The sequence below is a fragment of the Propionivibrio soli genome (assembly GCF_025770765.1).
Lineage (GTDB): Bacteria > Pseudomonadota > Gammaproteobacteria > Burkholderiales > Rhodocyclaceae > Propionivibrio > Propionivibrio soli.
On record NZ_JANZKY010000013.1, the window covers coordinates 140,583 to 163,879 of the forward strand.

At 62.4% G+C, this 23,297-nt stretch carries 23 protein-coding genes; 11 read left to right on the forward strand and 12 right to left on the reverse strand.

Features of this window, described 5'->3' with window-relative positions:
• The first annotated feature begins 298 nt into the window (after positions 1-298).
• The gene (locus NZ453_RS15955) at positions 299-673 is read left to right on the forward strand and encodes a c-type cytochrome domain-containing protein (RefSeq protein ID WP_263771716.1); all 375 of its coding nucleotides are present in this window, start codon (positions 299-301) and stop codon (positions 671-673) included.
• 324 nt (positions 674-997) lie between these two features.
• Here NZ453_RS15955 and NZ453_RS15960 read toward each other — a convergent pair whose 3' ends face one another.
• From NZ453_RS15960 to NZ453_RS15980, 5 genes are all read right to left on the reverse strand, one after another.
• Complete coding sequence (locus NZ453_RS15960) at positions 998-2,215, reverse strand: ABC transporter permease (protein WP_263771717.1); 1,218 nt, start codon at positions 2,213-2,215, stop codon at positions 998-1,000.
• Positions 2,212-2,916, reverse strand: coding sequence for an ABC transporter ATP-binding protein (locus tag NZ453_RS15965; protein WP_263771718.1), 705 nt, complete (start codon positions 2,914-2,916; stop codon positions 2,212-2,214). The genes NZ453_RS15960 and NZ453_RS15965 overlap by 4 nt, the downstream gene beginning before the upstream one ends.
• Positions 2,917-2,947: 31 nt before the next feature.
• Entirely contained in the window at positions 2,948-4,228 is a 1,281-nt protein-coding gene (locus tag NZ453_RS15970; RefSeq protein WP_263771719.1) for an efflux RND transporter periplasmic adaptor subunit, read from the reverse strand.
• 21 nt (positions 4,229-4,249) lie between these two features.
• A complete protein-coding gene (locus NZ453_RS15975; RefSeq protein ID WP_263771720.1) occupies positions 4,250-5,698 on the reverse strand; it encodes an efflux transporter outer membrane subunit in 1,449 nt (482 codons plus the stop codon).
• 180 nt (positions 5,699-5,878) lie between these two features.
• The gene (locus tag NZ453_RS15980) at positions 5,879-6,430 is read right to left on the reverse strand and encodes a Spy/CpxP family protein refolding chaperone (RefSeq protein WP_263771722.1); all 552 of its coding nucleotides are present in this window, start codon (positions 6,428-6,430) and stop codon (positions 5,879-5,881) included.
• Positions 6,431-6,641: 211 nt separating this feature from the next.
• On the opposite strand from NZ453_RS15980, the gene NZ453_RS15985 reads away from it, so the two are divergent.
• The 4 genes from NZ453_RS15985 (at position 6,642) to NZ453_RS16000 (ending at position 10,252) form a co-directional block, all read left to right on the forward strand.
• Positions 6,642-7,364, forward strand: a complete 723-nt coding sequence (locus NZ453_RS15985) for a response regulator (protein ID WP_263771724.1) — start codon at positions 6,642-6,644, stop codon at positions 7,362-7,364.
• The gene (locus tag NZ453_RS15990; protein ID WP_263771725.1) at positions 7,361-8,692 is read left to right on the forward strand and encodes an ATP-binding protein; all 1,332 of its coding nucleotides are present in this window, start codon (positions 7,361-7,363) and stop codon (positions 8,690-8,692) included. Before NZ453_RS15985 ends, NZ453_RS15990 begins: the two co-directional genes overlap by 4 nt.
• A 133-nt stretch (positions 8,693-8,825) precedes the next feature.
• A complete protein-coding gene (locus NZ453_RS15995; protein WP_263771726.1) occupies positions 8,826-9,758 on the forward strand; it encodes a dihydrodipicolinate synthase family protein in 933 nt (310 codons plus the stop codon).
• A 212-nt stretch (positions 9,759-9,970) separates the two neighbouring features.
• The gene (locus NZ453_RS16000) at positions 9,971-10,252 is read left to right on the forward strand and encodes a type II toxin-antitoxin system HicA family toxin (RefSeq protein WP_263771727.1); all 282 of its coding nucleotides are present in this window, start codon (positions 9,971-9,973) and stop codon (positions 10,250-10,252) included.
• A 41-nt stretch (positions 10,253-10,293) separates the two neighbouring features.
• Here the strand turns inward: NZ453_RS16000 and NZ453_RS16005 are convergent, their stop codons facing one another.
• The 3 genes from NZ453_RS16005 to NZ453_RS16015 form a co-directional block, all read right to left on the reverse strand.
• Positions 10,294-11,502, reverse strand: a complete 1,209-nt coding sequence (locus NZ453_RS16005; RefSeq protein WP_263771728.1) for a multidrug effflux MFS transporter — start codon at positions 11,500-11,502, stop codon at positions 10,294-10,296.
• A 1-nt stretch (position 11,503) separates the two neighbouring features.
• Positions 11,504-13,003 (reverse strand): YifB family Mg chelatase-like AAA ATPase, encoded by a 1,500-nt coding sequence (locus tag NZ453_RS16010; protein WP_263771729.1) that lies wholly within the window; start codon positions 13,001-13,003, stop codon positions 11,504-11,506.
• 63 nt (positions 13,004-13,066) lie between these two features.
• Positions 13,067-13,312 carry an accessory factor UbiK family protein gene (locus NZ453_RS16015; RefSeq protein WP_263771730.1) on the reverse strand — a complete coding sequence of 82 codons (246 nt, stop codon included), beginning with the start codon at positions 13,310-13,312 and terminating at the stop codon, positions 13,067-13,069.
• 338 nt (positions 13,313-13,650) lie between these two features.
• Here NZ453_RS16015 and NZ453_RS16020 point away from each other — a divergent pair, with 338 nt between their 5' ends.
• From NZ453_RS16020 to NZ453_RS16040, 5 genes are all read left to right on the forward strand, one after another.
• Positions 13,651-14,499 (forward strand): TorF family putative porin, encoded by an 849-nt coding sequence (locus NZ453_RS16020; RefSeq protein ID WP_263771732.1) that lies wholly within the window; start codon positions 13,651-13,653, stop codon positions 14,497-14,499.
• A 53-nt stretch (positions 14,500-14,552) separates the two neighbouring features.
• Positions 14,553-14,891: a P-II family nitrogen regulator gene (gene glnK, locus NZ453_RS16025; protein WP_263771733.1), complete on the forward strand. Its 339-nt coding sequence runs from the start codon at positions 14,553-14,555 to the stop codon at positions 14,889-14,891.
• Between the two features lie 13 nt (positions 14,892-14,904).
• Entirely contained in the window at positions 14,905-16,365 is a 1,461-nt protein-coding gene (locus NZ453_RS16030) for an ammonium transporter (protein WP_263771734.1), read from the forward strand.
• Positions 16,366-16,657: 292 nt separating this feature from the next.
• Positions 16,658-18,118 (forward strand): NAD-dependent succinate-semialdehyde dehydrogenase, encoded by a 1,461-nt coding sequence (locus NZ453_RS16035; protein WP_263771735.1) that lies wholly within the window; start codon positions 16,658-16,660, stop codon positions 18,116-18,118.
• 54 nt (positions 18,119-18,172) lie between these two features.
• Positions 18,173-18,832, forward strand: a complete 660-nt coding sequence (locus NZ453_RS16040) for a transaldolase family protein (protein WP_263771736.1) — start codon at positions 18,173-18,175, stop codon at positions 18,830-18,832.
• Positions 18,833-18,898: 66 nt separating this feature from the next.
• Here NZ453_RS16040 and cfa read toward each other — a convergent pair whose 3' ends face one another.
• From cfa to NZ453_RS16060, 4 genes are all read right to left on the reverse strand, one after another.
• Positions 18,899-20,080 (reverse strand): cyclopropane fatty acyl phospholipid synthase, encoded by a 1,182-nt coding sequence (cfa, locus tag NZ453_RS16045; protein ID WP_263771737.1) that lies wholly within the window; start codon positions 20,078-20,080, stop codon positions 18,899-18,901.
• Between the two features lie 261 nt (positions 20,081-20,341).
• Positions 20,342-20,920 (reverse strand): YceI family protein, encoded by a 579-nt coding sequence (locus tag NZ453_RS16050; protein ID WP_263771738.1) that lies wholly within the window; start codon positions 20,918-20,920, stop codon positions 20,342-20,344.
• A 54-nt stretch (positions 20,921-20,974) separates the two neighbouring features.
• The gene (locus NZ453_RS16055; RefSeq protein ID WP_263771739.1) at positions 20,975-21,544 is read right to left on the reverse strand and encodes a YceI family protein; all 570 of its coding nucleotides are present in this window, start codon (positions 21,542-21,544) and stop codon (positions 20,975-20,977) included.
• A 53-nt stretch (positions 21,545-21,597) separates the two neighbouring features.
• Positions 21,598-22,134, reverse strand: coding sequence for a cytochrome b (locus NZ453_RS16060; RefSeq protein ID WP_263771740.1), 537 nt, complete (start codon positions 22,132-22,134; stop codon positions 21,598-21,600).
• A 218-nt stretch (positions 22,135-22,352) separates the two neighbouring features.
• On the opposite strand from NZ453_RS16060, the gene NZ453_RS16065 reads away from it, so the two are divergent.
• Entirely contained in the window at positions 22,353-23,264 is a 912-nt protein-coding gene (locus tag NZ453_RS16065) for a LysR family transcriptional regulator (protein ID WP_263771741.1), read from the forward strand.
• The last annotated feature ends 33 nt before the right edge of the window (positions 23,265-23,297 follow it).

Sequence of the window (23,297 nt, forward strand, 5' to 3'; positions counted from 1 at the left end):
CGCAATGATGGGATTTCAATCCCGTGCCAAACTGGCGCGGGATTTTTTTTGCCAGTAATCCTTGTGGCAACGAACATGGCGTAGGACTTCGGGCGCCGGAAAACGACGTGAGCTCTTTCTTTTCTGCTTGTCGAAACCTCGAGCCGCAGGAGGTTCTAGCGTCGCAACTTCCAGGCAACGTTACGGGGACAAGCCCGTGCTGGCGCTTGCTTCCCTTGTAGCGCTATATTGAAGACAACACCGGGTCTGCTGTTCCGGCGGGCTCGTGCGAAAACGACAACTGGGAAGGGAGCGTGTCATGAATACTCCGGGTCTCCATAAACCGTTCTTTGTCGCCGTCGCGTTCGCGTTGGCTGGCTGCAGCGAAAAGGAAGTGAGCTACAAAGCGGACGTGCAGCCCATCGTTCAGCAGTATTGCGTCGAGTGTCACGCTGAAGGCGGCAAGGGAAGCCAGGCGTCGGGCCTTGTTCTTACGAGTTACGACAGCTTGATGAAAGGCACCCGCTTCGGCGCGATCGTCAAACCGGGGGATAGCTTGAGCAGCGTGTTGATCATGCTCGTCGAAGGTCGCGCCGATCCGTCGATCAAGATGCCGCACGGGCGTGAGCCGTTACCGAAAGAGAAGATCGCTGTTCTCAAAAAGTGGGTCGAGCAGGGCGCGAAAAACAACTAAGCAGTTTCGTTCCCCCGCGTAGCGAGTATGAGCGCTTTGGACGGGTCATAGGCGTCAACCAGAGGGAACTCCTGACAATGGCTTGCGCGAAGAAACTCGCACACGCGAGGGCAACACCCGGCGTTGATTCCGACGTCAAGCATCGAACCTTGCCGTAAGGCCGATTCGGCTCGACGCTGCGGCCGCCGCCCCTTCGTTTTTCGTGATCCCACACTGATCGGCCGCCTTGGCGTACGAAAGCTTGGACGTTGTCAGCGTTTGTCAGATCAACGAATGAGACGTTCGACAACGTCAAAAAGCCGCGGCCAAACCCGCGCACGCGGGTTATTCGAAGCGCAGGGCGACGATCGGGTCCAGGCTTGCCGCCCGCCGTGCCGGCATGTAACCGAAAACGATGCCGATGGCTCCGGAGAACACGAAAGCCAGCAGGTTGATTCCCGGGCTGAACAGGAAGGGCATGTGCATCAGCGCCGTGAGGCCGAGGCAGACGACGAGGGCGAGGACGATGCCGACCAATCCTCCGAGAGCGGAAAGCACGACGGCCTCGATCAAAAACTGCAGCAAAACTTCGTGTTCAAGGGCGCCGATGGCAAGGCGTACGCCAATTTCGCGGGTCCGTTCGGTGACCGACACGAGCATGATGTTCATGATACCGATGCCCCCCACGAGTAGGCTCACGGCGGCGACGGCACCGAGCAGGCCGGTCATCGTGCGAATCGTCCCCGACAACGCTTCGGCGATCTGCTTGGTGTCCATGACGCTGAAGTTGTCGTCCATGTTTTCCGAAAGCTTGCGCCGTTCGCGCATCAACTTGCGGATCTGTTCCATCACGGGATCCGAGGCGATGCCGTCACGCATGGAAAGCATCAGGGTCGATACGTCGGTACTGCCCGTGAGCCGGCGCTGGGCGGTGAGGATGGGCATCAGCACGATATCGTCCTGGTCCTGGCCCATCGCGCCCTGGCCCTTGGCCTGCAGCAGGCCGATGACCTGGCAGGTGAAATTCTTGACCCGGATTTCGTTGCCGATTGGCGAGGTATTGCCGAATAGCTGCTTTTTCGTCGTGGCACCGATGATGCACACCGCTTTGCCGGCGCTTTCCTCGTCTTCCTCGAACTGTCGCCCGGCGGCGATTTGCCAGTTGCCGGCAGTGAAATAGGCATTGTTGGTGCCATTCACCTGCGATTGCCAGTTCTGGTTACCGGCAACGAGCGTGACTTTGCTGCCGACCACGGGGGCGACGGCACGCAAGCTCGGGACTTGGGTCTGCACCGCCTCGACGTCCGCCAGCTTGAAGCTCGGCGCGCCGGCACTGTCGCGTCCGGGGCCAAGCTGTTGGCCGGGGCGCAGAATGAGCAGGTTGCTGCCGAGGCTCGAAATCTGGTCGGCGACCATGCGCGTTGCTCCATTACCGAGCGTTACCATCGTAATAACCGCGGCGACCCCGATGACGACGCCGAGGACGGTAAGGAACGAGCGCATCAGGTTGCGGCGGATGGCGCGCAGCGCGAGCAACAAGGCGTTTAGCAGCATCTGGGTCATCGGTCGCCCTTCTGTTCGATTGCGTGCACGTCGCTGTCGACGAGCCCATCGACAAACTTCACCACGCGTCCCGCGTAGGCGGCCATTTCTGGTTCGTGGGTCACCATGATGATGGTGATTCCCTGGTCCCGATTGAGAGCAACGAGCAGGTCCATGATTTCATGCCCGCGTTGACTGTCAAGGTTGCCGGTCGGCTCATCGGCCAGGAGGACGAGCGGCCGGGTGACGATGGCACGAGCGATGGCGACGCGTTGCTGCTGGCCGCCGGAGAGTTCGCCGGGCGTGTGGTGTTCCCAGCCGGTAAGGCCGACCTGCGCCAGCGCTTCGCGCGCCGCGGCATGACGTACCTTTGTCTCTGCGCCCCGGTAAAGCAGTGGCAGCTCGACGTTCTCCTGCGCCGACGTGCGCGATAACAGGTTGAAGCCCTGGAATACAAAACCGAGGTAGTGCCGCCGCAGCAACGCACGCTGGTTGCGCGTCAGCTCCTCGACCTGAATGTCGCGAAACTGATAGGAGCCGGTCGTCGGGCCGTCAAGGCAACCGAGGATATTGAGAGCCGTCGATTTGCCTGAGCCGCTCGGCCCCATGATGGCGATGAACTGCCCCTGCGGGATGTCGAGATCGACACCCTTCAAGGCCTGAAAAGCCGCCGAGCCCTTCCCGTATGTTTTGGTGACGGCGCGCAGCGATATCAACGGCACTGCCCTGTCCGGAGTGTCCTTCACCAATTCCTCACTTCGCCTTTTCCTGGTAGTCGGTGATCACCGCCATGCCGGCTTTCAGGTCGGCGCCGGTAATCTCCGTCAGGCGCCCGTTGCTCGGGCCGTCCTGGACCGGGACGGCGACCGGTTGGCCGTCGCGCAACACCCAGACCTGCTTGGCGTCGCTCGTATTGGTGGCTTTCACGGGCGGTCGTTTCTGCTGCGGCGGACGCGGCACCAGCCGTGAGAGCACACTGCCGGATGGGCCTTGTGCCAGTGTCTGCGGCGGCGTGAAGCGGAGCGCCGCGTTAGGTACGAGCAGCACGTTCTCCCGGTTCGCGGTGATGATGCGCGCGGTCGCCGTCATACCGGGGCGGAGGGCAAGATCGTCGTTGGTCACCGCGAGGACAGTCTTGTACGTAACGACGTTGTCGGTCGTTGTCGATCCGAGCCCGACGCGCTCGATGGTCGCCGGAAAGCTCCGGCCGGGCCACGCGGACACCGTAAAGCTGGCCGTCTGGCCGAGCTGAACGCTGCCGACGTCGGCTTCGTCTACCTTAACCTGCAACTCCATCTTGGTCAGGTCTTCGGCGATCGTGAACAAAACGGGCGTTGTCATCTGCGCCGCCACGGTCTGCCCCGGTTCCACCTTGCGCGTCAGGACGACGCCGTTGATCGGCGCACGAATGACCGCTTTTTCGATGTTCGTCTCGTCCGTCTTCAGCGTGGCCCGTGCCTGGGCGACCGCCGCCTTGGCACTTGACACACTGGCCAGCGCACGTTGATAAGTGGCCTCGGCCGTCTCCAGTTCTGTCTTCGAAGGCACCTTGCCGCCTGAAAGCTCAGCGACGCGTTGCAGGCGGTTAAGGCTCGCGCGTGATTCGGATACCGTCGCCTCCGCCTCGGCAACGCTTGCCTCCGCCGCCTCGACGGCGGCTCTTGACTTGGCGACCGAGTCGCGTAGTTTGGCCGTGTCGAGGCGGGCGACGATCTGCCCTTTTGTGACGCGATCGTTCTCATTGGCGAGGACGGCTTCCAGCGTCCCGGAAAGCTCACTGCCCACGTCGACCGAGCGCGTCGGTTGCAACGTCCCGCTCGCCGAGATGCTGACGACCAGATTGCCGGTCACTGCTTCTTCAGTCACGTACTGGCCAGCGGGCCCGTTGCCGCCACCGAAGACTAGCGTACCGAGGACGATGGCCATTGCCGCGCCTCCTGCGACTACCCAGAAGCGTTTTGACCTGCCGAGAAAACGCCGTGATACGCCGGCGCCGGGTTTGAGGAAGTCAGGAGTGTCGTTTGATTTGTGCATGTTGCCTGAATCCGTCCGTTTCTATTGTGGCGTGGGAGTTGCCTGCCAGCCGCCTCCGAGCGCCTTGTACAGTTGGATGACGGCGGTGAGGATGTCGGCTTCGGCGCTGGCGAGGTTGTCCTCGGCCGTCAGCCGCGTACGCTCGGTTTCGAGCACTTTTTGAAAGTCGGCAATGCCCGCTTCGTATTGGTTGCGGGCGAGGATAGCGGCGTTCGCGGCGGCCACGGCGGCGCGGCGCCGCGCTTCGATGCGGTCGCGTCCGGTAGCGTACGAGACCATCGCGTTCTCGACGTCTTCGAGTGCCGTCAGGAGCGTTTTCTCGTAGGTGATCAGCGCTTGTTCTTGCACCGCCGACTGCGCTTCGATGCGGCTGCTGATGCGTCCGGCGTCGAAAATGTTCGCCGCAAGGCTTGCCGCCAGCGAACGCGCGAGGCTCCCGCTGCCTCCGAGTGCCGCCGTGCTGAACGCCTTCCAGCCGAGTGAGCCGCTCAGCGTCAACGTCGGGTAGCGATCCGCTTCGCGTTCCGCCGTGCGAGCAATCTCGGCACGTAACGTGAATTCGGCAGAACGCAGATCCGGGCGCCGGCGCAAGGTGTCGGCTGGAATGCCGACGGCGATCTCGTCCGGGGCCGTAGGTAATGGTTTTACGTCCTGCAACGCGGTATGCCAGCTGCCCGGAACTCGACCGGTGAGCAGGGCGAGGCGGTTCTCCGCCGCCGCGCGACTGTTTTCCAGACTCGGGATTGACGCGCGGCTCTGTTCGAGATTGGTGCGCGCCTGTTCGACGTCGAGAGTGGTTACCAGTCCCGCCATCTCGCGCCACGTCGCAATTTGCAGCGTCTCGGCCTGACTGGCCACGTTGGCGCGGGCGATCTCAAGCCGTTGCTGGCTTGCCCGCAGCGTGACGTATTCCAACGCGACTTCGGCGGCTAATGACGCTCGCGTCGACTCGAGCGTGGCGGCTGCCGCCGCTGCGTCTGCTTCGGCCCCTGAAGCGGCGTCGCGCAGGCCGCCGAAGATCGACGGCTCCCAACTGGCGTCGAAGCCGGCGGCATACAAGGTCTGCGTCTTCCCCGTGCCTCCGGCTGAAGCCGCAGCGCGGGAGCGGGTAGCCGAAGCTGAAACGTCGAGGCTGGGATACAGATTGGCAACGGCCAGTTCGCGTGCCGCGCGCGATTGCCGCAGCTTGGCTTGCGCCGTGCGGACGTCGGGTGCGGCGGTCAGGGCGGCCTCGATCAATGCATCGAGTTGCGGGTCGGTGAACTGACGCCACCAGACGGCGAGGGTGTCATCCGTCGGAGCTATCGTTCGGGTGGCTTCGGCGGCAGAATTCCAAGTAGACGGTGCGTTGACCGTGCTTGTCGCCTTTATCTGGGCGACGCGTTCTTCGAGGGATGCGCATCCGCCAAGAAAAAAGAGGGCGGTAATGGCAAGGGCAGCGGTACGGATTCCGGTGTGTGACGCAGTCACGATTTTTTTGTTGGATTGGAGAGGCGCTATTATCGGTCCGGAAATCTTCGGCCAAGCCAAAGAGGCGGAAGCTTTCCGGGTGGATGAGCGGTAAATCCGGGTAAAGAAGGAAGCTCCGATCGAAACATGGCGGGTAGCACCCCGGCGGTGCGGGGTGCGCTCCCGGTCTCTCAGGTAGCCTCAGTTCTTCGGAGCCCCTTGCGGCTGCGCAGGCTGACCGCGGCCACGCTCGTGCATGCGATTCTGCATCCGCTCGTGCATCTGGTCCATGCGTTCCATGCCGGATTTGAAGAATACGCGCGCTTTCTCCTTTTGCTCAGGATTCAGCTTGTCGTAAACGGCCAGCCAACGATCGCGCACCGCGGTGCGCAGTTTCTGGCTTTCAGCGCGGAAGTCGTCCATACGCTTGGCCAGGTCACGCAGATCGGCATTCGGTTGATTGAGTGCGTTGCGCATTTCCTCGTGATGCTTGCGGAATCGCTCATGCATGCCGTCCATCGTCTCCTTGGCGAACGCCTCGGCGTCCTTCCACGCGGACTCCTGTTGCGCGTCCAGTTTCAAGTCGTCGTGCAAGCGCGTCATGGCACGGCCATGGTACATCTCATGATGACCCGACATGCCCATTCCCGGGCCCGGATGTTCTCCGCGCGGCATGGCGTAGGCATTGACGGCAAGGCCCATCGAAAACGCGATCGCGGCGACGATCAGGCGGGGGGTATAGGTTTTCTTCATGACATTTTCTCCTTCAGATAGGTCGAGGGCGGTTCGGCAGTTGGAGCCGGGGAGATTCGGCCGCCCCTTTCGACGACGTCATTTTCCAGCGCATGCCATTGCAAAGGATTTCGAGGCCGTACCAGTGCGTTGCAAATTGTTTCCGTCGCCTGGCGTCATCCGGGCGCAGGCATAGAATGATTTCCGTAAAACAATGCAGATGCCCGTCACTATGAAAAAGATACTTCTCGTCGACGACGACCCGGAGCTTCGCCAACTGCTCGCGACCTATCTGGGGCGGCACGGTTTCGACACGCTGCTCCTGCCCGATACGCGCCAACTCGACGCGTATCTCGAGCGCTATCACCCCCACCTCGTGGTCCTTGACCTCATGATGCCGGGCGAAGACGGGTTGGCTGCTTGCCGCCGGTTGCGCGCACGCGGTGAAACGTTGCCGGTGATCATGCTGACGGCGCGCGATGAGCCAGTTGACCGGGTTATCGGTCTCGAAATGGGCGCCGACGATTACGTCGGCAAGCCCTTTGATCCGCGCGAACTGGTGGCACGCATCGAGGCCGTGTTGCGGCGCGGTCTGCGCTCCGCTGCGGCGCCCGACCCGCAGGGCGGGGTCGTGTGCTTCGGTGAATGGTCGCTCGATCGCGGCACGCGCCAGCTCGCCCGCAATGGCGAGGTGGTCGCCCTCACGAGCGGCGAGTTCGCTCTGCTCAATGCGTTGGTCATGAATGCCAATCGGCCCATGAAGCGAGAGCGCCTGCTTGAGTTGACGCGCGGTGACGACAGCGACTCGTTCGATCGCGCGATCGACGTGCAGATCCATCGCCTGCGCCGACTGATCGAAACCGATCCCTCGCGCCCGCGCTATCTGCAAACGGTATGGGGCGTCGGCTACGTGTTCGTGCCGGACGGCGGTGCCGAAGAAAAGCGCGCCTCATGAAGCTGCTTCCATCGTCGCTTGCGGCGCGCACTTTCCTGCTGGTGGTGGCCACGGTGGCTATCGCCGAGTTCGCGACCTTTTCGCTGATCTTCCAGAACGGCCGCGCGACGCATATGCACAAAACCGTGCAGTTCGTCACAGGGCAAATTCGCTTGCTGCAGAGTGTCCTGCCCGGTCTTGACCCGGGAGCGCGCCAGAATCTGGAAGGCGCGGACATTGGCGAGCAGTGGCTGCAACTGGTGCCGGACGGCGACCTCGTGCCACGCCGCGAGGCCCGTTTCGGGTTTGCGCACGGCCTCGGTGAACGGCTCGAGCAGGCTCTCGGCGAACCCGTGCTGCTGCGCCATTCGCGGCAGAATCCTCGCGGTGGCCTTTGGATCGGCTTCCAGGCGGGCGGGGAACGGTGGTGGCTGGTCCTGCCGCCCCCTCGTTTCGAACCCCAGGGGTTACCGCGCGATCTGTGGCAATGGCTGGCCGCGACGCTGGCCGTACTCGTCGGACTGGCGGCCATCTTTGTACGCGGCATCGTAGGTCCTTTGCAGCGATTGGGCGAAGCCGTCGCAGCGACGGGCGGAGGAGCGGCGCGTACCGTTCTCCCTGAAGGACCGAAGGAAGTGCAGACACTGGCCACTCAGCACAACACGATGGTGGCTCAGCTTGCACGGTCCGATGCCGAGCGGCGTGAAATGCTGGCCGGGCTGACGCACGATCTACGGGCACCGCTGGCGCGGTTGCGCGTTCGCCTCGCGCTGCTCGAAAACGCCGACGATTCCGCCGGACTGACGCATGATGTCGATGACATGGAACGCATTGTCAGTCAATGTCTGGCGTTTCTGCGCTCCGAGGAAGATTGTGCTCAGCCGACCGCGCCCTTGTTGATCGCCGACGCAGTCAGCGACGAAGTCGCTCGTCATGCCGAACTCGGCCGCGCCGTCACGATGACGGTGAGCGAGGCCGCGGCGCCATGCCAGGTAGCCATCGCGGGTGTCGCGCTCCGTCGCATCCTCGACAACCTCATCGGCAACGCCCTGCAGTATGGAGCGCCGCCGGTGGAGGTCGAAATCCTGGTCGATCGGCCGGGTAGCGTGTGCCTACGAGTACGCGACCATGGGCCGGGCATCCCGGCGGAGTTGCGCGAACGCGCACTGGAACCGTTCGCGCAGATCGAACCCGCCCGTGCTACCCGCGGAAGCTGCGGTTTGGGCCTTGCCATCGTGCGTACGATCGTCGCTTCGTGTGGTGGGCAAGTGCGGCTCTCGAATGCCGACGAAGGAGGGCTGATCGTGGAGGTCGTGTTCCCGACAACGGCTCCTTCGGTCGGGCAATAGGCTCCTCGACTCTTTGTCGCTTGCTTCTTGCCCCTCTACCGGATACCTCCTAAAATTTAGCGCTGATACGATTTAGCAAAAACCCGCGAGAACCCTATTCGGGTAGACGCCGGTATTTTTCGGAGGGTGGCAAATGAACGCGAAACGAATCGAAGGCATCATCCCGGTGATGATCACGCCTTATCTGGAATCGGGCGAAATCGACTATGCGGGACTCGAGCGCCTCATCGAGTGGTACATCGCAAACGGTTCGGACGCGCTGTTCGCCGTTTGCCAGTCGAGCGAAATGCAGTTTCTGTCGCTGGAAGAGCGTGCTGCGCTGGGCAAGTTCGTCGTCAAGCAAGCGGCCGGGCGGGTTCCCGTGGTTGTCTCCGGGCACATCAGCGACGATCCGCACAGCCAGATCGAGGAGTTGACGGTCGCCGCCGAAACCGGCGCCGACGGCGTCGTGCTCGTGACCAACCATCTCGATCCGAAGAATCGCGGCACGGAAACCTTCCTCGGAAACATGCGCTGGTTGCTCGAGCGTCTGCCGAAGGATATGCCTCTCGGGCTCTACGAGTGCCCGGCCCCGTATCGTCGCCTCTTGAGCGACGACGAACTCCGCTTTTGCATGGATAGCGGCCGGTTCATCATGCTCAAGGACGTTTCCTGCGACCTGGAGACTGTGAAACGCCGCGTGGCCCTGACCAAGGGTTCGCCATTCGCGATTCTGAACGCCAATGCGGCAATCGCCTATGACGCGATGAAGGCCGGCTCGCGCGGCTTCAATGGCGTGTTCACGAACTTCCACCCCGACCTCTATAAATGGCTGTACACGTCGGGTACGAAGCACCCGAAACTGGCCGACGAGGTGGCGACTTTCCTCGTTCTGGCGGCGTTGTCCGAAGCCTTTGGCTACCCCGTGTTGGCCAAGATGTACCACCAGCGCATTGGCACCTTCGGTTCAATTCACAGCCGTACGATCACTTTCGACGTACGCGAACGTTTCTGGGCCCTTGATGCCATTCTCGACAAAATCGTGTCGGGAACGGAATCGATGCGCGCCAAGATCGCTGCGCTTTAAACGGTCGCGCATTACCGTGACCGCCGCAAGCCGGCGGCCACGGTGTTTCTGCAGGGCCGAAAGCGGGCTCACGCCCTCTGTACCGTGAGGATGGCGGCGCGGATGGTGGTGCGTTTTGGCGCCGATGGGTTTTCTTGTCGCGCGCGTCGGCGCAAAATGCCCGAAAGCATTTCCCCGCCCGCGTGGGTGACCGTTTCGGCGTGGAGGACGGCATGAGCCACAAACACCTGCATTTGCTTCAGGCGATCTACCGCGATCCGCCGAGTTCGAATATCCATTGGCGCGAGGTCGAGTCGCTATTCGACCACCTTGGCGCTACAGTCGAATCTGCACACGGTGCCCGTTTCCGCATCGTGCTCAATCGCATCGAGATCTTCCTGCATCATCCGCACAATAGCCCGACGTGCCCGAAGCAGGAGATCAAGCAGATACGCGAGTTCCTCGCTCGGGCCGGCGTGACTCTGTCGGCGTACGAAGCCTCATCAGCAAACTGAAGCGGTCATCTCCGATCGCGCATGGTGGCCGCGGGGCAATGCTAAGCGGCCTGACGCCGGCTCGTTAGCCGACGATGCAGCCACGCGGCGGTGGCGCCAAACAGCATCAGCGAGACCATGCCGAAGGCCAGCGTACGCGTCGATCCCCAGAGGGCCGGTGCGAGGATGCCGGCCACTGCCCCGTTTCCTATCGACTGCAGGAACATTTGGCACGAGGCGGCGAGTCCGCGTTGCTCGGGAAAAGGCTCCAGAGAAAGCAACGTCAGGCATGGCATGGCGAGCGACATGCCGAACGTATAGAGCGGAATCGGCATCACGCTCCACGGCAGTCCTGGCGGGAACGTTATGTTGAGGATGACGTTGGCAAGCGCGGCGCAAGCCATCACCACGTAACCCCGGACGATGGTCTGTTCCAGCGACAGTTTTCCGGCGAGCCGTCCCGAGTACCAGGAACCGGCCATGAGCCCGGCCATCGCCGGGCCGAAGAGCCACAGAAAGCCCGTTTCCGCGACACCGAGGTGGCGCATCAGGAATTCCGGAGCCGACATCACGTAAATGAAGAAGCCGGCAAAGTTGAGTGCCAGCGCCGCGCATGCACACAGAAAAACCGGCGAACTGAGAACCTTCACATAAGTCCGCGCAAGGTAGCCCGGATACAGTGGTTGCCGGCGTTCCAGGGGCAGCGTTTCGGGCAGGAGCCGCCAGCAGGCGATGAGCAGAATGACGGTGGCCACGACCAGAAAGCCGAACACGGAGCGCCAGCCGAACCAGGCCTGCAGCCGGCCGCCGATCATCGGCGCGACGGCGGGGGCGAACGCAAACATCATGGCGATGTGAGACATCAAACGATGCGCCGCCGGGCCGTCGAACAGGTCGCGCACGATGGCGCGGCTGATGACGATACCTGCTCCGGCCGATATGCCTTGCAGCGCGCGTAGCGCCCACAAATGCTCAATGCGTGTGGCGAAGGCGCAACCGCCGGCGGCCAGGCCGAACAGGACGAGACTGACAAGGATTACGCGCCGGCGACCGAGGGCGTCCGAAATGGCTCCGTGCCACAACGCCATGACGGCGAAGGGGATCAGGTAGGCGGTTAGCGTTTGCTGTACCTCGATCGGTGTCGCGCCGAGGCTTTGCGCGATATCGGGAAACGAAGGCAGGTAGGCGTCGATCGAGAAGGGGCCGAGCGCGCCGAGCGCAGCCAATACAAGAGCGATGCCACGCGGTGGCGGGCTGGATGTTTGCGACACGTTAATCCTTGGCGAAGCGACGGTACTGGACGGCTTCGGCGATATGTTGGGAACGGAGGTCCGGACTTCCCGCTAGGTCGGCAATCGTGCGCGCGACCTTCAGCGCACGGTGATAGGCGCGGGCCGAAAGGTTCAGGCGGGCCAAGGCGTGTTTCAGCAGTGCCGATCCGTCACTGTCCGTTTCGCAATGCCGGTCGATTTCTTTTACCGTCAGCCGGGCGTTTGGTTTTCCTTGACGCGCTATTTGCAAGGCGCGTGCCTGACTTACGCGCTCACGTACGATTGAGGACGGCTCGCCATCGGGCGCTTTCTGTAGCGCGTCGGCCGGCACAGCGGGCACTTCGATTTGCAAATCGATGCGGTCAAGCAACGGGCCAGAGAGTTTGTTTCGATAACGCGCCACCTGGTCTGGAGTACAGCGGCATTTTCCATTCGCGTCGCCGTGGTATCCACACGGACATGGGTTCATCGCGGCGATGAGTTGGAACTGCGCTGGGAACTCCGCTTGTCGAGCGGCTCGCGAAATATGGACGCGACCGCTTTCCAGCGGTTCGCGTAGTGCTTCGAGGACGCGCCGATCGAACTCGGGCAACTCATCGAGAAACAATACGCCCTGGTGAGCGAGCGAGATTTCGCCCGGGCGCGGCACGCTGCCGCCTCCGACCAGAGCGACCGACGAGGCCGTGTGATGGGGCGAGCGATAAGGATGGCGTCCGAACCCATCGGGGCGGAACTGCCCGGCGAGCGACAGGATCGCTGCCGATTCCAGCGCCGCTGCGTGCGACATGGGCGGCAATAAACCGGGCAATCGGGTCGCGAGCATCGATTTGCCGGTCCCGGGCGGTCCGGCGAGCAGCAATGAATGGCCGCCTGCTGCAGCGATTTCCAACACGCGCTTGGCTTGCGTCTGCCCGCGCACATCGGTCAGGTCAGGATAGGCGTCAGCCTCCGCGCTCTCAGTTAGTTCCGGAGTCCTGTGGGGCAGCGTCTCGTGGCCGGCCAGATGTGCGCACACCTGCAGCAGCGTATCGGCGCCGAGCACTTCCGCGTCGCGAGCAAGCGACGCTTCACGGGCACTCTCAGTCGGCATGACAAACGCTCGTCCGCGCTGGCCTGCGGCAAGGACCATCGCGAGCGCGCCGCGTATGGGGCGCAACCCACCCGACAGCGAAAGCTCCCCGGCGAACTCGTAACCCTGCAACGCGCTGTCCGGAATCTGCCCGGAGGCGGCCAGGATGCCGAGCGCGATCGGGAGATCGAACCTGCCCGATTCCTTCGGCAGGTCGGCGGGCGCCAGATTTACGGTGATGCGTTTGGCGGGGAACTCGAAGCCCGAGTTCTGCAAGGAAGCGCGGACGCGGTCACGCGCTTCCTTGACCTCCGTGTCGGGGAGCCCGACCAGAGTGACGCTCGGAAGCCCGCCGGCCAGATGGACTTCGACAGCGATTTCCGGAGCGGAAAGCCCGTCGAGGCCACGGCTATGGACGATGGCTAGCGGCATGTGCGGAGGATCGGTTGCGACGGCCAGCCGGCCGCGCTTAGCGCGTCGCAGCCGGGCGCGGGATCAGGCGTCGTTCTGATTGCGGCTTTCAAGCGCAGTGACGCGGGCTTCGAGGTCCTTGAGCTTTTCGCGGGTGCGTTGCAGCACCTGCGCCTGGATATCGAACTCCTCGCGGCTCACAAGATCGAGCTTGGTGAAAAAACTCGACAGGAGCGCACGGGCGTTCTTCTCGATGTCGGCGGCTGGGCTGGCGGCGATGATCGCTCCGAGCCGGGCGCTGAATTCCTCAAATATTTTCGGGTCGAGCATGGCGTCATTTATCCCTGAAGACCGCTCTGAGTTTATCACACGGTGGGTTGCGAGACGGAGCGGCCCGTAGCGGCCGCCAGCTTTGGGGGCGATACGCCGAATGTCGCCGGAGGACGGTTCTTTCGCGTGCGCGCTGTTCGATGGTGCGCGGATTTCCGCGGTTGCCCTCGCGTGGTGCGGGGGGCTTGCATCATGCGCCAGCACAGTGCGCTCCTATGGCTGGTGATTATCGGTCGCAGAGTAACTAACTGAAAATACGTTAGATTTCTTCTGGCACGGAGGCTGCTTAAGAGTGTGGGCACCGCTTTGAGTTTTCCTGTCTACATGAGGAGCAGACAATGAACAAGTCGATCATCGCCGCTTTGCTTGCCGCCGGATTTTCCATGGCGGCGTCGGCACAAACTCCCGCGCCAACGCCTGAGCATTCGGTGACCGGCAACATCGGACTCGTCTCGAGCTACCGCTTCCGCGGTATTGATCAGACCTACGGCAAGCCGGCGATTCAGGGCGGCGTCGATTACGCACATTCGAGCGGTCTCTACGCGGGCAACTGGAACTCCAACGTGAGTTCGGGCGCCGGCTTCCCGGACGGCAATCTCGAAATGGATTTCTATGGCGGTTACAAGACGTCGCTCGGCGATTTCGGTCTCGACGTCGGCGCCATTTACTACTACTACCCCGGCTCCGAGGGCCGCTCGCTCGGGCTGCATGCCGATCATGGAGCCGTCTCGAACAAGGAACTCTACATTGGCGGCTCGTGGAAGTTCTTGTCCGTGAAGTACTCGCACAGCATCGACGATTACTTCTCGCTGCGCGGGGTTGATTCCAGCGGCACGAGCACGGGCAAGAAGACGCGTGGCACGGGCTACCTGGAGGTCAATGCGAACTACGATCTCGGCGATGGTTGGGGCGTCAACGGCCACGTCGGTCACCTGAACCTGAAGAATGTTTACAACGGTGACTACACCGATTGGAAGGTGGGTGTGACCAAGGACTTCAACGGTTGGGTCGTCGGCCTCTCCTATGTCGATACCAATGCATCCGGCAAGTGCTCTGGCGCATCAACCTACCAGCCGTACTGCTTCGCCAAGTCTTGGCAGGATGACGGCGGCGTAGCCGACCTCAGCAGCAGCAACAAAGACGCCGGGCGGGGCATCGCCATCCTTTCGGTGACCCACTCGTTCTAGAACTTCAGTAACCACCGGGGTCTGGATAGCCGGCCTCAGAATTGGAGCCAATCATGAAAATGATTACAGCAATTATCAAGCCCTTCAAGCTTGACGAGGTGCGCGAAGCGCTGTCGGTCATTGGCGTTCAGGGCATCACCGTAACGGAAGTCAAAGGGTTCGGCCGGCAGAAGGGGCATACCGAGCTCTACCGCGGCGCCGAGTATGTCGTCGACTTTCTGCCGAAGGTGAAGGTCGAGGCGGCGATCGCCGACGGCCTCCTCGACCAGGTGATCGAGGCGATCGAAAAATCGGCGGGAACGGGAAAGATCGGTGACGGCAAGATCTTCGTCTTCGATCTCGAACAAGTCATTCGCATTCGCACCGGCGAAACCGGTGAAGAAGCCCTGTAAGGAGACAAAAGCCATGAAACACCTCTTTGCAATACTTGCTGTGCTTGGCGCCGTGTTATGCATCTCTCCGGCGTGGGCGCAGGACAATGCGGCTTCGGCTCCCGCCGCCACCGCCCCGGCGGCCGCGGCTCCTGCTGCGGCGGCAGCGACGCCCGCACCCGCGCCGGTGGTCAACAAGGGCGACAATGCCTGGATCATGATGAGCGCGGCGCTCGTCATCTTGATGTCGATCCCCGGCCTCGCGCTGTTCTACGGCGGCCTTGTGCGTTCGAAGAACATGCTCTCGGTACTGATGCAAGTCTTCGTCACGTTTGCGCTGATTAGCGTGCTCTGGGTCTGCTACGGGTATTCCGTCGCCTTTACTGAAGGCGGCGCGTTCTTCGGGACGTTGAGCAAGCTCTTCCTGAGCGGTGTGACTGTCGATTCCCCGGCGGCGACCTTCAGCAAGGGCGTAGTCATCTCCGAGTACGCCTACGTCATCTTCCAGGGCGCGTTCGCGGCGATCACCTGCGGCCTCATCGTAGGCGCGTTTGCCGAGCGGGCAAAGTTCTCCGCCGTGCTCGTGTTCATGGTGCTCTGGTTTACGTTCTCGTACTTGCCGATGGCACACATGGTCTGGTACTGGGCCGGTCCGGACGCCTACGTCGACGCAGCGGCGGGTGAAGCCGCGGGCAAAACGGCCGGGTACTTGTTTCAGAAGGGCGCCCTGGACTTCGCCGGCGGCACCGTGGTCCACATCAACGCGGCGGTGGCTGGCCTCGTGGGCGCGTTCCTGATGGGCAAGCGGGTCGGCTACGGCCGCGAGTCGATGGCGCCGCACAGCCTGACGTTCACCATGATCGGCGCCTCGTTGCTGTGGTTCGGCTGGTTCGGCTTCAACGCAGGCTCGGCGCTCGAGGCGAGTGGCGGTTCTGCGCTGGCGATGGTGAACACCTGGGTGGCGACGGCCTGCGCGACGATGTCCTGGATGCTCGTGGAATGGATGCTCAAAGACAAGCCGTCGATGCTCGGTGCGGCGTCCGGCGCTGTCGCAGGCCTCGTTGCCATCACGCCAGCGGCCGGTTTCGTCGGCGTACCGGGGGCCATTGCCATCGGGTTGCTGGCCGGTGTGATCTGTCTGTGGGGCGTGAATGGCCTGAAGCGCATGCTTGGTGCGGACGACTCGCTCGACGTGTTCGGCGTCCACGGTGTGGGCGGCATTCTCGGCGCCATCCTGACCGGCGTGTTTGCCGCGCCGTCGCTCGGTGGTACCGGGGTCTACGACTACGTCGCGAACAAGGTCGCCGATTACGACATGACGGCGCAAGTCATCAGCCAGTTGTGGGGCGTCGGCACCACGATCATCTGGTCGGGTATCGTCTCGGTGGTGGCTTACAAGATCGTCGATATGCTGATTGGCCTGCGCGTTCCGGAAGAAGAAGAACGCGAAGGCTTGGACATCACTTCCCACGGCGAAACCGCGTACCACATCTAGCCTTTTTATCCTCGTAGCAAAGCCACTTTCGGGCGCCCAAGGGCGCCCGTCTTTTTTTCTGGTCAGCATGAGAGGCGGCCGGCATTTGCCGTCAAATGCCAACGGCCCGCAGAGACGCATTGCCGCGGCCGAGGCATACGCCTTGCCCGAAGAACGCGGCAGGTTTAGCCTAAGCGGAGCTGCAACTCCCCTTTGAAATACCGCTATCGCCGCAGGATGTCGCCGGCGCAAACGACGTGACGTGCGCGCCTACGATGAGGTCTTGTTGGGCCACCTGAAGAGGAAAATCACCATGTCGAATCTGAAGGACGCCGGGCTCTTCCGCTCGCAATGCTACGTGGATGGAATCTGGACCAACGCCGACCAAGGCGGGACGTTGACGGTGCGCAATCCGGCGACGGGTGAGGAGTTGGGGGCCGTACCGCGCATGGGAGGCGACGAGACGCGGCGCGCGATCGCCGCCGCTCACGCCGCTTTGCCAGGATGGCGAGCGCAGACGGCGGCCGCCAGGGGAAAATTGCTGCGCCGCTGGAGCGACCTGATGCTCGAACACCGTCAGGATCTGGCCCGGATCGTGACGCTGGAGCAAGGCAAGCCGTTAGCCGAATCGGACGGCGAGATCGCTTACGCGGCGAGCTTTTTCGAGTGGTTCGGCGAGGAAGGAAAACGCGCCTACGGCGAAATTATTCCGACGCACATGGCGGATCGCCGGTTGCTCGTGACCCGCGAACCGGTCGGTGTGTGCGCGGCGATCACGCCCTGGAATTTCCCGGCGGCGATGATCACGCGCAAGGCGGGGGCAGCACTGGCGGCCGGCTGCACGATCGTCGTCAAGCCGGCGAGTCAGACGCCTTTTTCGGCGCTGGCACTCGCGGCGCTCGCCGAGAAAGCGGGACTGCCTCGTGGCGTGTTCAACGTCGTCACCGGTTCGGCACAGGCCATCGGCGACGAGCTGTGCGCGAATCCTCTGGTGCGTAAACTGTCGTTTACCGGTTCCACGGAAACCGGTTCCCGGCTGATCGCCCAGTGTGCGCCGACGGTGAAAAAGCTATCGATGGAGTTGGGTGGCAACGCGCCGTTTATCGTCTTCGACGATGCGGATCTCGACGCGGCCGTTACCGGCGCGATCGCCTCGAAGTACAGGAATTCCGGCCAGACGTGCGTCTGCGCGAACCGTCTATTGGTGCAGGACAGCGTCTATGACGTCTTTGCTGAGAAGTTGTCGGCGACGGTCGCGGCGCTCCAGGTCGGCAATGGCCTGGAGGCGGGTGTCGCTCAAGGACCTTTGATCGACGAGGCCGCGCTCAAGAAGGTGGAAAGCCTTGTCGCCGATGCGGTGCAGAAAGGCGCGCGGGTTGTGCGGGGCGGGCGTCGGCATGCCCTCGGCGGTACCTTCTACGAGCCGACGATCCTCGCCGATGCGACCCCAGCCATGCGGCTTGCCCGCGAAGAGTTGTTCGCTCCCGTGGCGCCGCTGTTCCGCTTCCGCGACGAAAAAGAAGCCGTCGCCATGGCAAACGACACCGAGTACGGGCTCGCCGCCTACTTCTACGCCCGCGACATCGGCCGCATCATGCGCGTTTCAGAGCAGCTCGAGTATGGGATGGTGGGCGTCAACACCGGCATCATTTCGACGGCGATTGCCCCCTTTGGCGGAGTCAAATCGTCGGGTCTCGGCAGGGAAGGCTCGCGCCACGGCCTCGACGAGTACCTCGAAATAAAGTACGTGTGCCTGGCAGGAATCGATCGGTAAGGCTTCGTGGCCGGGCGTATCATTTCGCTTCGTCCTCGAAAGCACGATACCGCGATGAAATCCTTCCACCTTTACCTCGACAGCGCCGACCTTGAGGAGGTGCGTCAGTGCTTGCCGCATCCCGTCGTTCATGGAGTGACGACGAACCCGACGCTGCTTAAACGCGCCGGGGTTCGCCCTGCCGAGCGGTCGCGGCTCTTCGAGCAGCTGTTGCGGTTCGGAGCCAAGCAGGTGCAGGCGCAGGTTTCGTCAAGCGATGCCGACGGGATGTTGCGCGACGCCCAAGCGTTGTTGCAAGGTTTCGATGTCGGCCAGATCGTCATCAAGATTCCGGCGACCCGTGAAGGGTTGCGCGCCGGTGCGACGCTGACCACCGAAGGCGTGCCAGTGACCTTCACCGCCGTCTATGCTCAGGAACAAGCCCATTTCGCAGCCCAACTCGATGCCGCGTATGCTGCCCCTTATCTCGGGCGCCTTGAAGACGCCGGCATCGACGGGCTGGCGTTGATTCGGCAGATGCAAGGACTCATCGAGCGCAGTAATGCGCAAACGCGCCTGCTCGTGGCCAGTATTCGCTCTCGGGCGGCCTATCTTGCGCTGCTGGAGATCGGTGTCGGCGCGATCACGATTCCGCCGCGCCTCTTTCCCGAGCTGCTCGACCACGACGCGACTCAAGAGGCGGAAAAGGTTTTCCTGGCCGACGCGGCAGGGTGATCGGTAGCGCAGAATTTCACCTCTCCCGCCGGTACCTGAAACGGAGCGGGCCCCGCCGGCTCCGTTTCAGCGGACCGAGCGATAAACCCCTGTGCGGGCGCGCTTGCTCATGACCACCTGCCAGAGTTGGCCCTGGCGAGCGCGGAAGAAGCCGGCACAGCTCATCAAGTAATACTTCCACATGCGGTAGAAGCGTTCGCCGTACTTCTCGCACAGATCGTCCCAGCCGCGCTCGAAATTCTCCCACCACGCCATCAGCGTGCGATCGTAGTCGGGGCCGAAGTTGTGCCAATCCTCGATCAGGAAACGACCCTCGACGGCATTGGAAATCTCGGTCGCGGCAGGCAGATGGCCGTTCGGAAAGATGTACTTGTCGATCCACGGGTCGACCTTGCGCGTCGGCCGATAGTTGCCGATGGTGTGTAGCAGGAACAGTCCATGGTCCTTGAGAACGCGCTCAGCAACCTCGAAAAACGAAGGATAGTTTTTCGGGCCGACGTGCTCGAACATGCCGACTGAGACCACCTTGTCGAAGTGGCCATCGAGCTTGCGGTAGTCCATCAACTCGATATGCACGGGCAAGCCGGCGCAACGCTCACGGGCAAGCGCCTGCTGCTCGACCGACACGGTAATGCCGACCACCTCGACGTTGTAGCGCTCTGCCGCGAAGCGAGCCAGGCCGCCCCAGCCACAACCGATGTCGAGAAGGCGTTCGCCAGGCCGCAGTTCGAGTTTGCGACAGATCATGTCGAGCTTATGCTCCTGCGCGTCGGCGAGGCTATTCGCTCGCGCCCAGTAAGCGCACGAGTAGCTCATCGTCGGGTCGAGCATCGTCGTGAATACGTCGTTGCCGATGTTGTAGTGACGTTCGCCGACCTGGAAGGCGCGGCGCATCGACTGCAGGTTGAACAGCGTGTGACGAAGCACCGCCTTCGTCGAGCGCAACCAGGCCCACCGGTCGGCTTGCCGGTCGGCGTCGACCGAGAGCAACCGGTGGAAGAGTTGATCGAGGCGGGCACATTCCCACCATCCGTCCATGTAGGCTTCGCCGAAGCCGAGCGAGCCGTCGACGAAAATGCGCCGATAAAGCCGCGGGTCGAGGACTTGGATATCCCAAGGATCGTTGCCATTGAATCGGAACCCGGCGGCGGCCGCCAAGGACTGCAAGGTGGATGGAACGTGCCCCGTGTCGGACTGGGCTTCCAGGTCGGGCCGATTCTCGGGATTCGTCAGCGTCGTCGATCGCATGCCACTTCCTCCGTTTGCCGAAAGACAGGCAAACGAGAGACCCGCGGCTTATCTGCCGCTTGTCATTCACATGCCTGCATCACAACACTATAGACGCTCGCAAACGGGTATTCCGTTCGCCAGACGTCCGGTTAGGCGTCCGCGAAAGAATTAGGCAACGGAATAGACGATAGTTCCGCGTGATCGGCGGAGAAGGGCGACGGTCGCAAGCCCCGGGGACAACTGGAAGGGAGGGGTTCCCCGGGCACTCAAAGGTAGACGCTATTCCTTGATCGCTTCGACGGCGATGTCGATCGTCACCTCGTCGCCAACCGTGGGTGCATATTTCCCGGCATTGAATTGGGTCCTGCTGATCTTCGTCGTCGCGTTCGCGCCGAGCGCATCCTTCTTCAGCATCGGATGGGGAACGGCCTTGAACGAGGTGACGGCCAGCGTGACCGGCCGTGTGACGCCCTTGATCGTCAGGTTACCCTCGATGGCGGCCGGCGCGTCGCCGTCGAAGCGTACTGCCGTCGATTTGAACGTGGCCGTCGGATACGTCGCCGTATCGAGGAAATCCGCCCCCTGGATGTGCTCGTTGAAGAGCGGGAATCCGGTGTCGACCGACTTGGTATCGATCACGATGTCCACCGAGCCGGTTTTCGCTTCCCTATCGAACACGATCTTGCCGGTCGTTTTGTTGAAGCGGCTCAGCTGCGTGGTAAAACCAAGGTGGCTGTAGGAAAAGCGAGGAAAGGTGTGCGCCCCGTCGATGACATAGGTCTCGGGTGCGGCGAATGCCGACCCGCCGAGGGCGGCGAACGCGGTAACGGCGAGCGTCAGGCGGAGGGCTCTTTTCATGCGGGGGAACTCCTTGCGGGTGGTGGTGATGGATTGAATTGGCCGCGGACCGCTCTATTTGGCGCCCGCGACGATGTGGAACTTGACCTGGATTTCGTTGGCAACGGTGCCGAAATCGGCCCATTGCCCTTCGCCAATGGCGAAATCGGCTCGCTTGATCGTAAATGCACCGTCGAAGGCGGCCGTATTGCCCTGGACCGTCACGTTCGTCGGGGCGGTGACAGTCTGCGTGCGTCCCTTGATCGTTAGCGGGCCCGTGACTTCATAACGGTTACCGCCAAGGGCTTTCACGCTGCTCGCTGAGAACGTCGCCTTCGGATAGGTTTTGGCATCAAACCAGGCTTTGCCGGCGACCTCGCTATCGCCTTCGGCAAAGCCCGTATCGATGCTGGCGACATCAACGTCGAGACTCACCCGGGCGTTCGCTGGCTTGGCCGGGTCGAAGGCGAGTTGTGCCATAAATTTCTTGAAGTGCCCGTCCATGCCGACCCCCATCTGTTTGTAGGCGAAGGCGATCGTGCTTTGCGAGTTCTGGACGACGCTGAATTCAGCCGCCTGCGTTGCGAGGGGAAGAAGGCCAACGGCGGCGCCAAAGGCGAGGGTGCTGATCGAACGGAATGTCATGGTTTCTCCGAAGCGTTTTCGATTTCCGACAAGCTGAGGGTGCTCCGGTCCGGCTAGCGCGCGTGGCGCCCTGGCAGCATGCGGGTGAGCACGTCGTCTTTGTCGACGAAGTGGTGCTTGAGCGCCGCCGCCGCGTGTCCGGCAACCACGGCCGCCAGCGCCACGTTCAGCGACCAATGCAGGGAGGCGAGCAGGTCGCCCAGTTCCTTGTTACGGGCCAGGAGGTCCGGAAGCGGCAAGATGCCGAACAATACAGTCTGCGTGCCCTTGGCCGAACTCATTAGCCAGCCGGAAAACGGCACCGCCAGCATCAGCAGGTAAAGGAGGCCGTGTCCGGCATGTGCGATTGCCTGCATGCGGCGGGACATGGTTCCTGGCAGGGGCGGCGGTGTGCGCGTCAGGCGCCAGAGAATGCGCCCGACCGCCAGCATGAAGAGAATGACGCCGGCCCATTTGTGCCAGGAGTAAAACTGCAGCTTCTGCGGCGAGAAGGGCAGGTCGGTCATGTATAGACCGAACACAAAGAGCCCCGCCAATCCCGCGGCCATCAGCCAATGCAAAACGATTGCCGTCGTCGAGTATTTAGTCATGGAGTGCGTATCAATTCCGTCGCGTCGCGTTACGGCACGATCGGGTAAATGGCTCGGTCCTCGGAAGGGGCAAGAAGGTAACCCAGTGCCCCGGGATGTGACCGCAGACGACACTGTACGGATTGTGGCTGTGCCAAAATAGGCGACAATCTGGAAAGGTTTGTTGCTCTAGTTGCAACAGTTTACCGGCAAATACCCTTTCGCTCGGAATTCCGCTTATGGATAAGCTCGACGCAATGCGCCTCTTTTCGCGCGTTGCCAACCTCGGGAGTTTCTCGGCGGTAGCCGTGCAACTCGGTGTCGCACGTTCTGTCGTTACGCGGCAGGTGGCGGCGCTGGAGTCGCACCTTGGGGCGAAGTTGCTGGCGCGCAGTACTCGGCGTCTGTCCCTGACGCCGGCCGGTGCCGCTTACCTCGAACGTTGCCGTGCCATCCTCGATCTTGTCGACGTGGCGGAAGCGGGCATTGCCGAAGACCACCAGACGCCGCGCGGGCTGATCCGGCTCAGTCTTCCTCTCGTCTATGGGCTCAAGTATCTCGCGCCCTGGTTGCTCGAATTCTCGCAGCGGTATCCCGAGGTCGAGCTGGATATGGACTTTTCGGATCGGCGCGCAAACCTGATCAAGGAAGGGATCGATCTTGCGGTGCGCATTACGCCGCGTCTCGATCCGAACGACGTGGCCCGCCGTCTTGGCTCGGGCCGCATGGTCGTCGTCGCTTCGCCAGGCTATATCGAGCAGCACGGAGAACCGAAGCACCCAAGCGAGCTTGTTCGCCACCATTGCCTCGGTTATACGGCAACGGCGAATGCACAGCGGTGGGCATTTTCAGTCGATGGCCGTATCGAAAGTTTCGCCGTGGCGCGTTCGCGCTTGCAGGCCAACAACGGCGAAGTCCTGCTCAAGGCCGCTTGCGCCGGTTTGGGTATCGCTTACGAACCGATGTTCAGCGCCGGCGAACTGCTGGCGAGCGGCCAACTCGTTGAAGTTCTGAAGGACTTTGCGCCGCCGGAAATCGGCATCTACGCGGTGTTGCCGGACAGTCGGCATGTGCCGCACCGGCTGCGCGTGCTCATGGACTTCCTGCGCGCGCGGATCGGTGAAGAAGGAAGCGCCGAAACTCTCCGCTGACGGCATGGGAACATGGCTTGCAGGAAGGCGGGA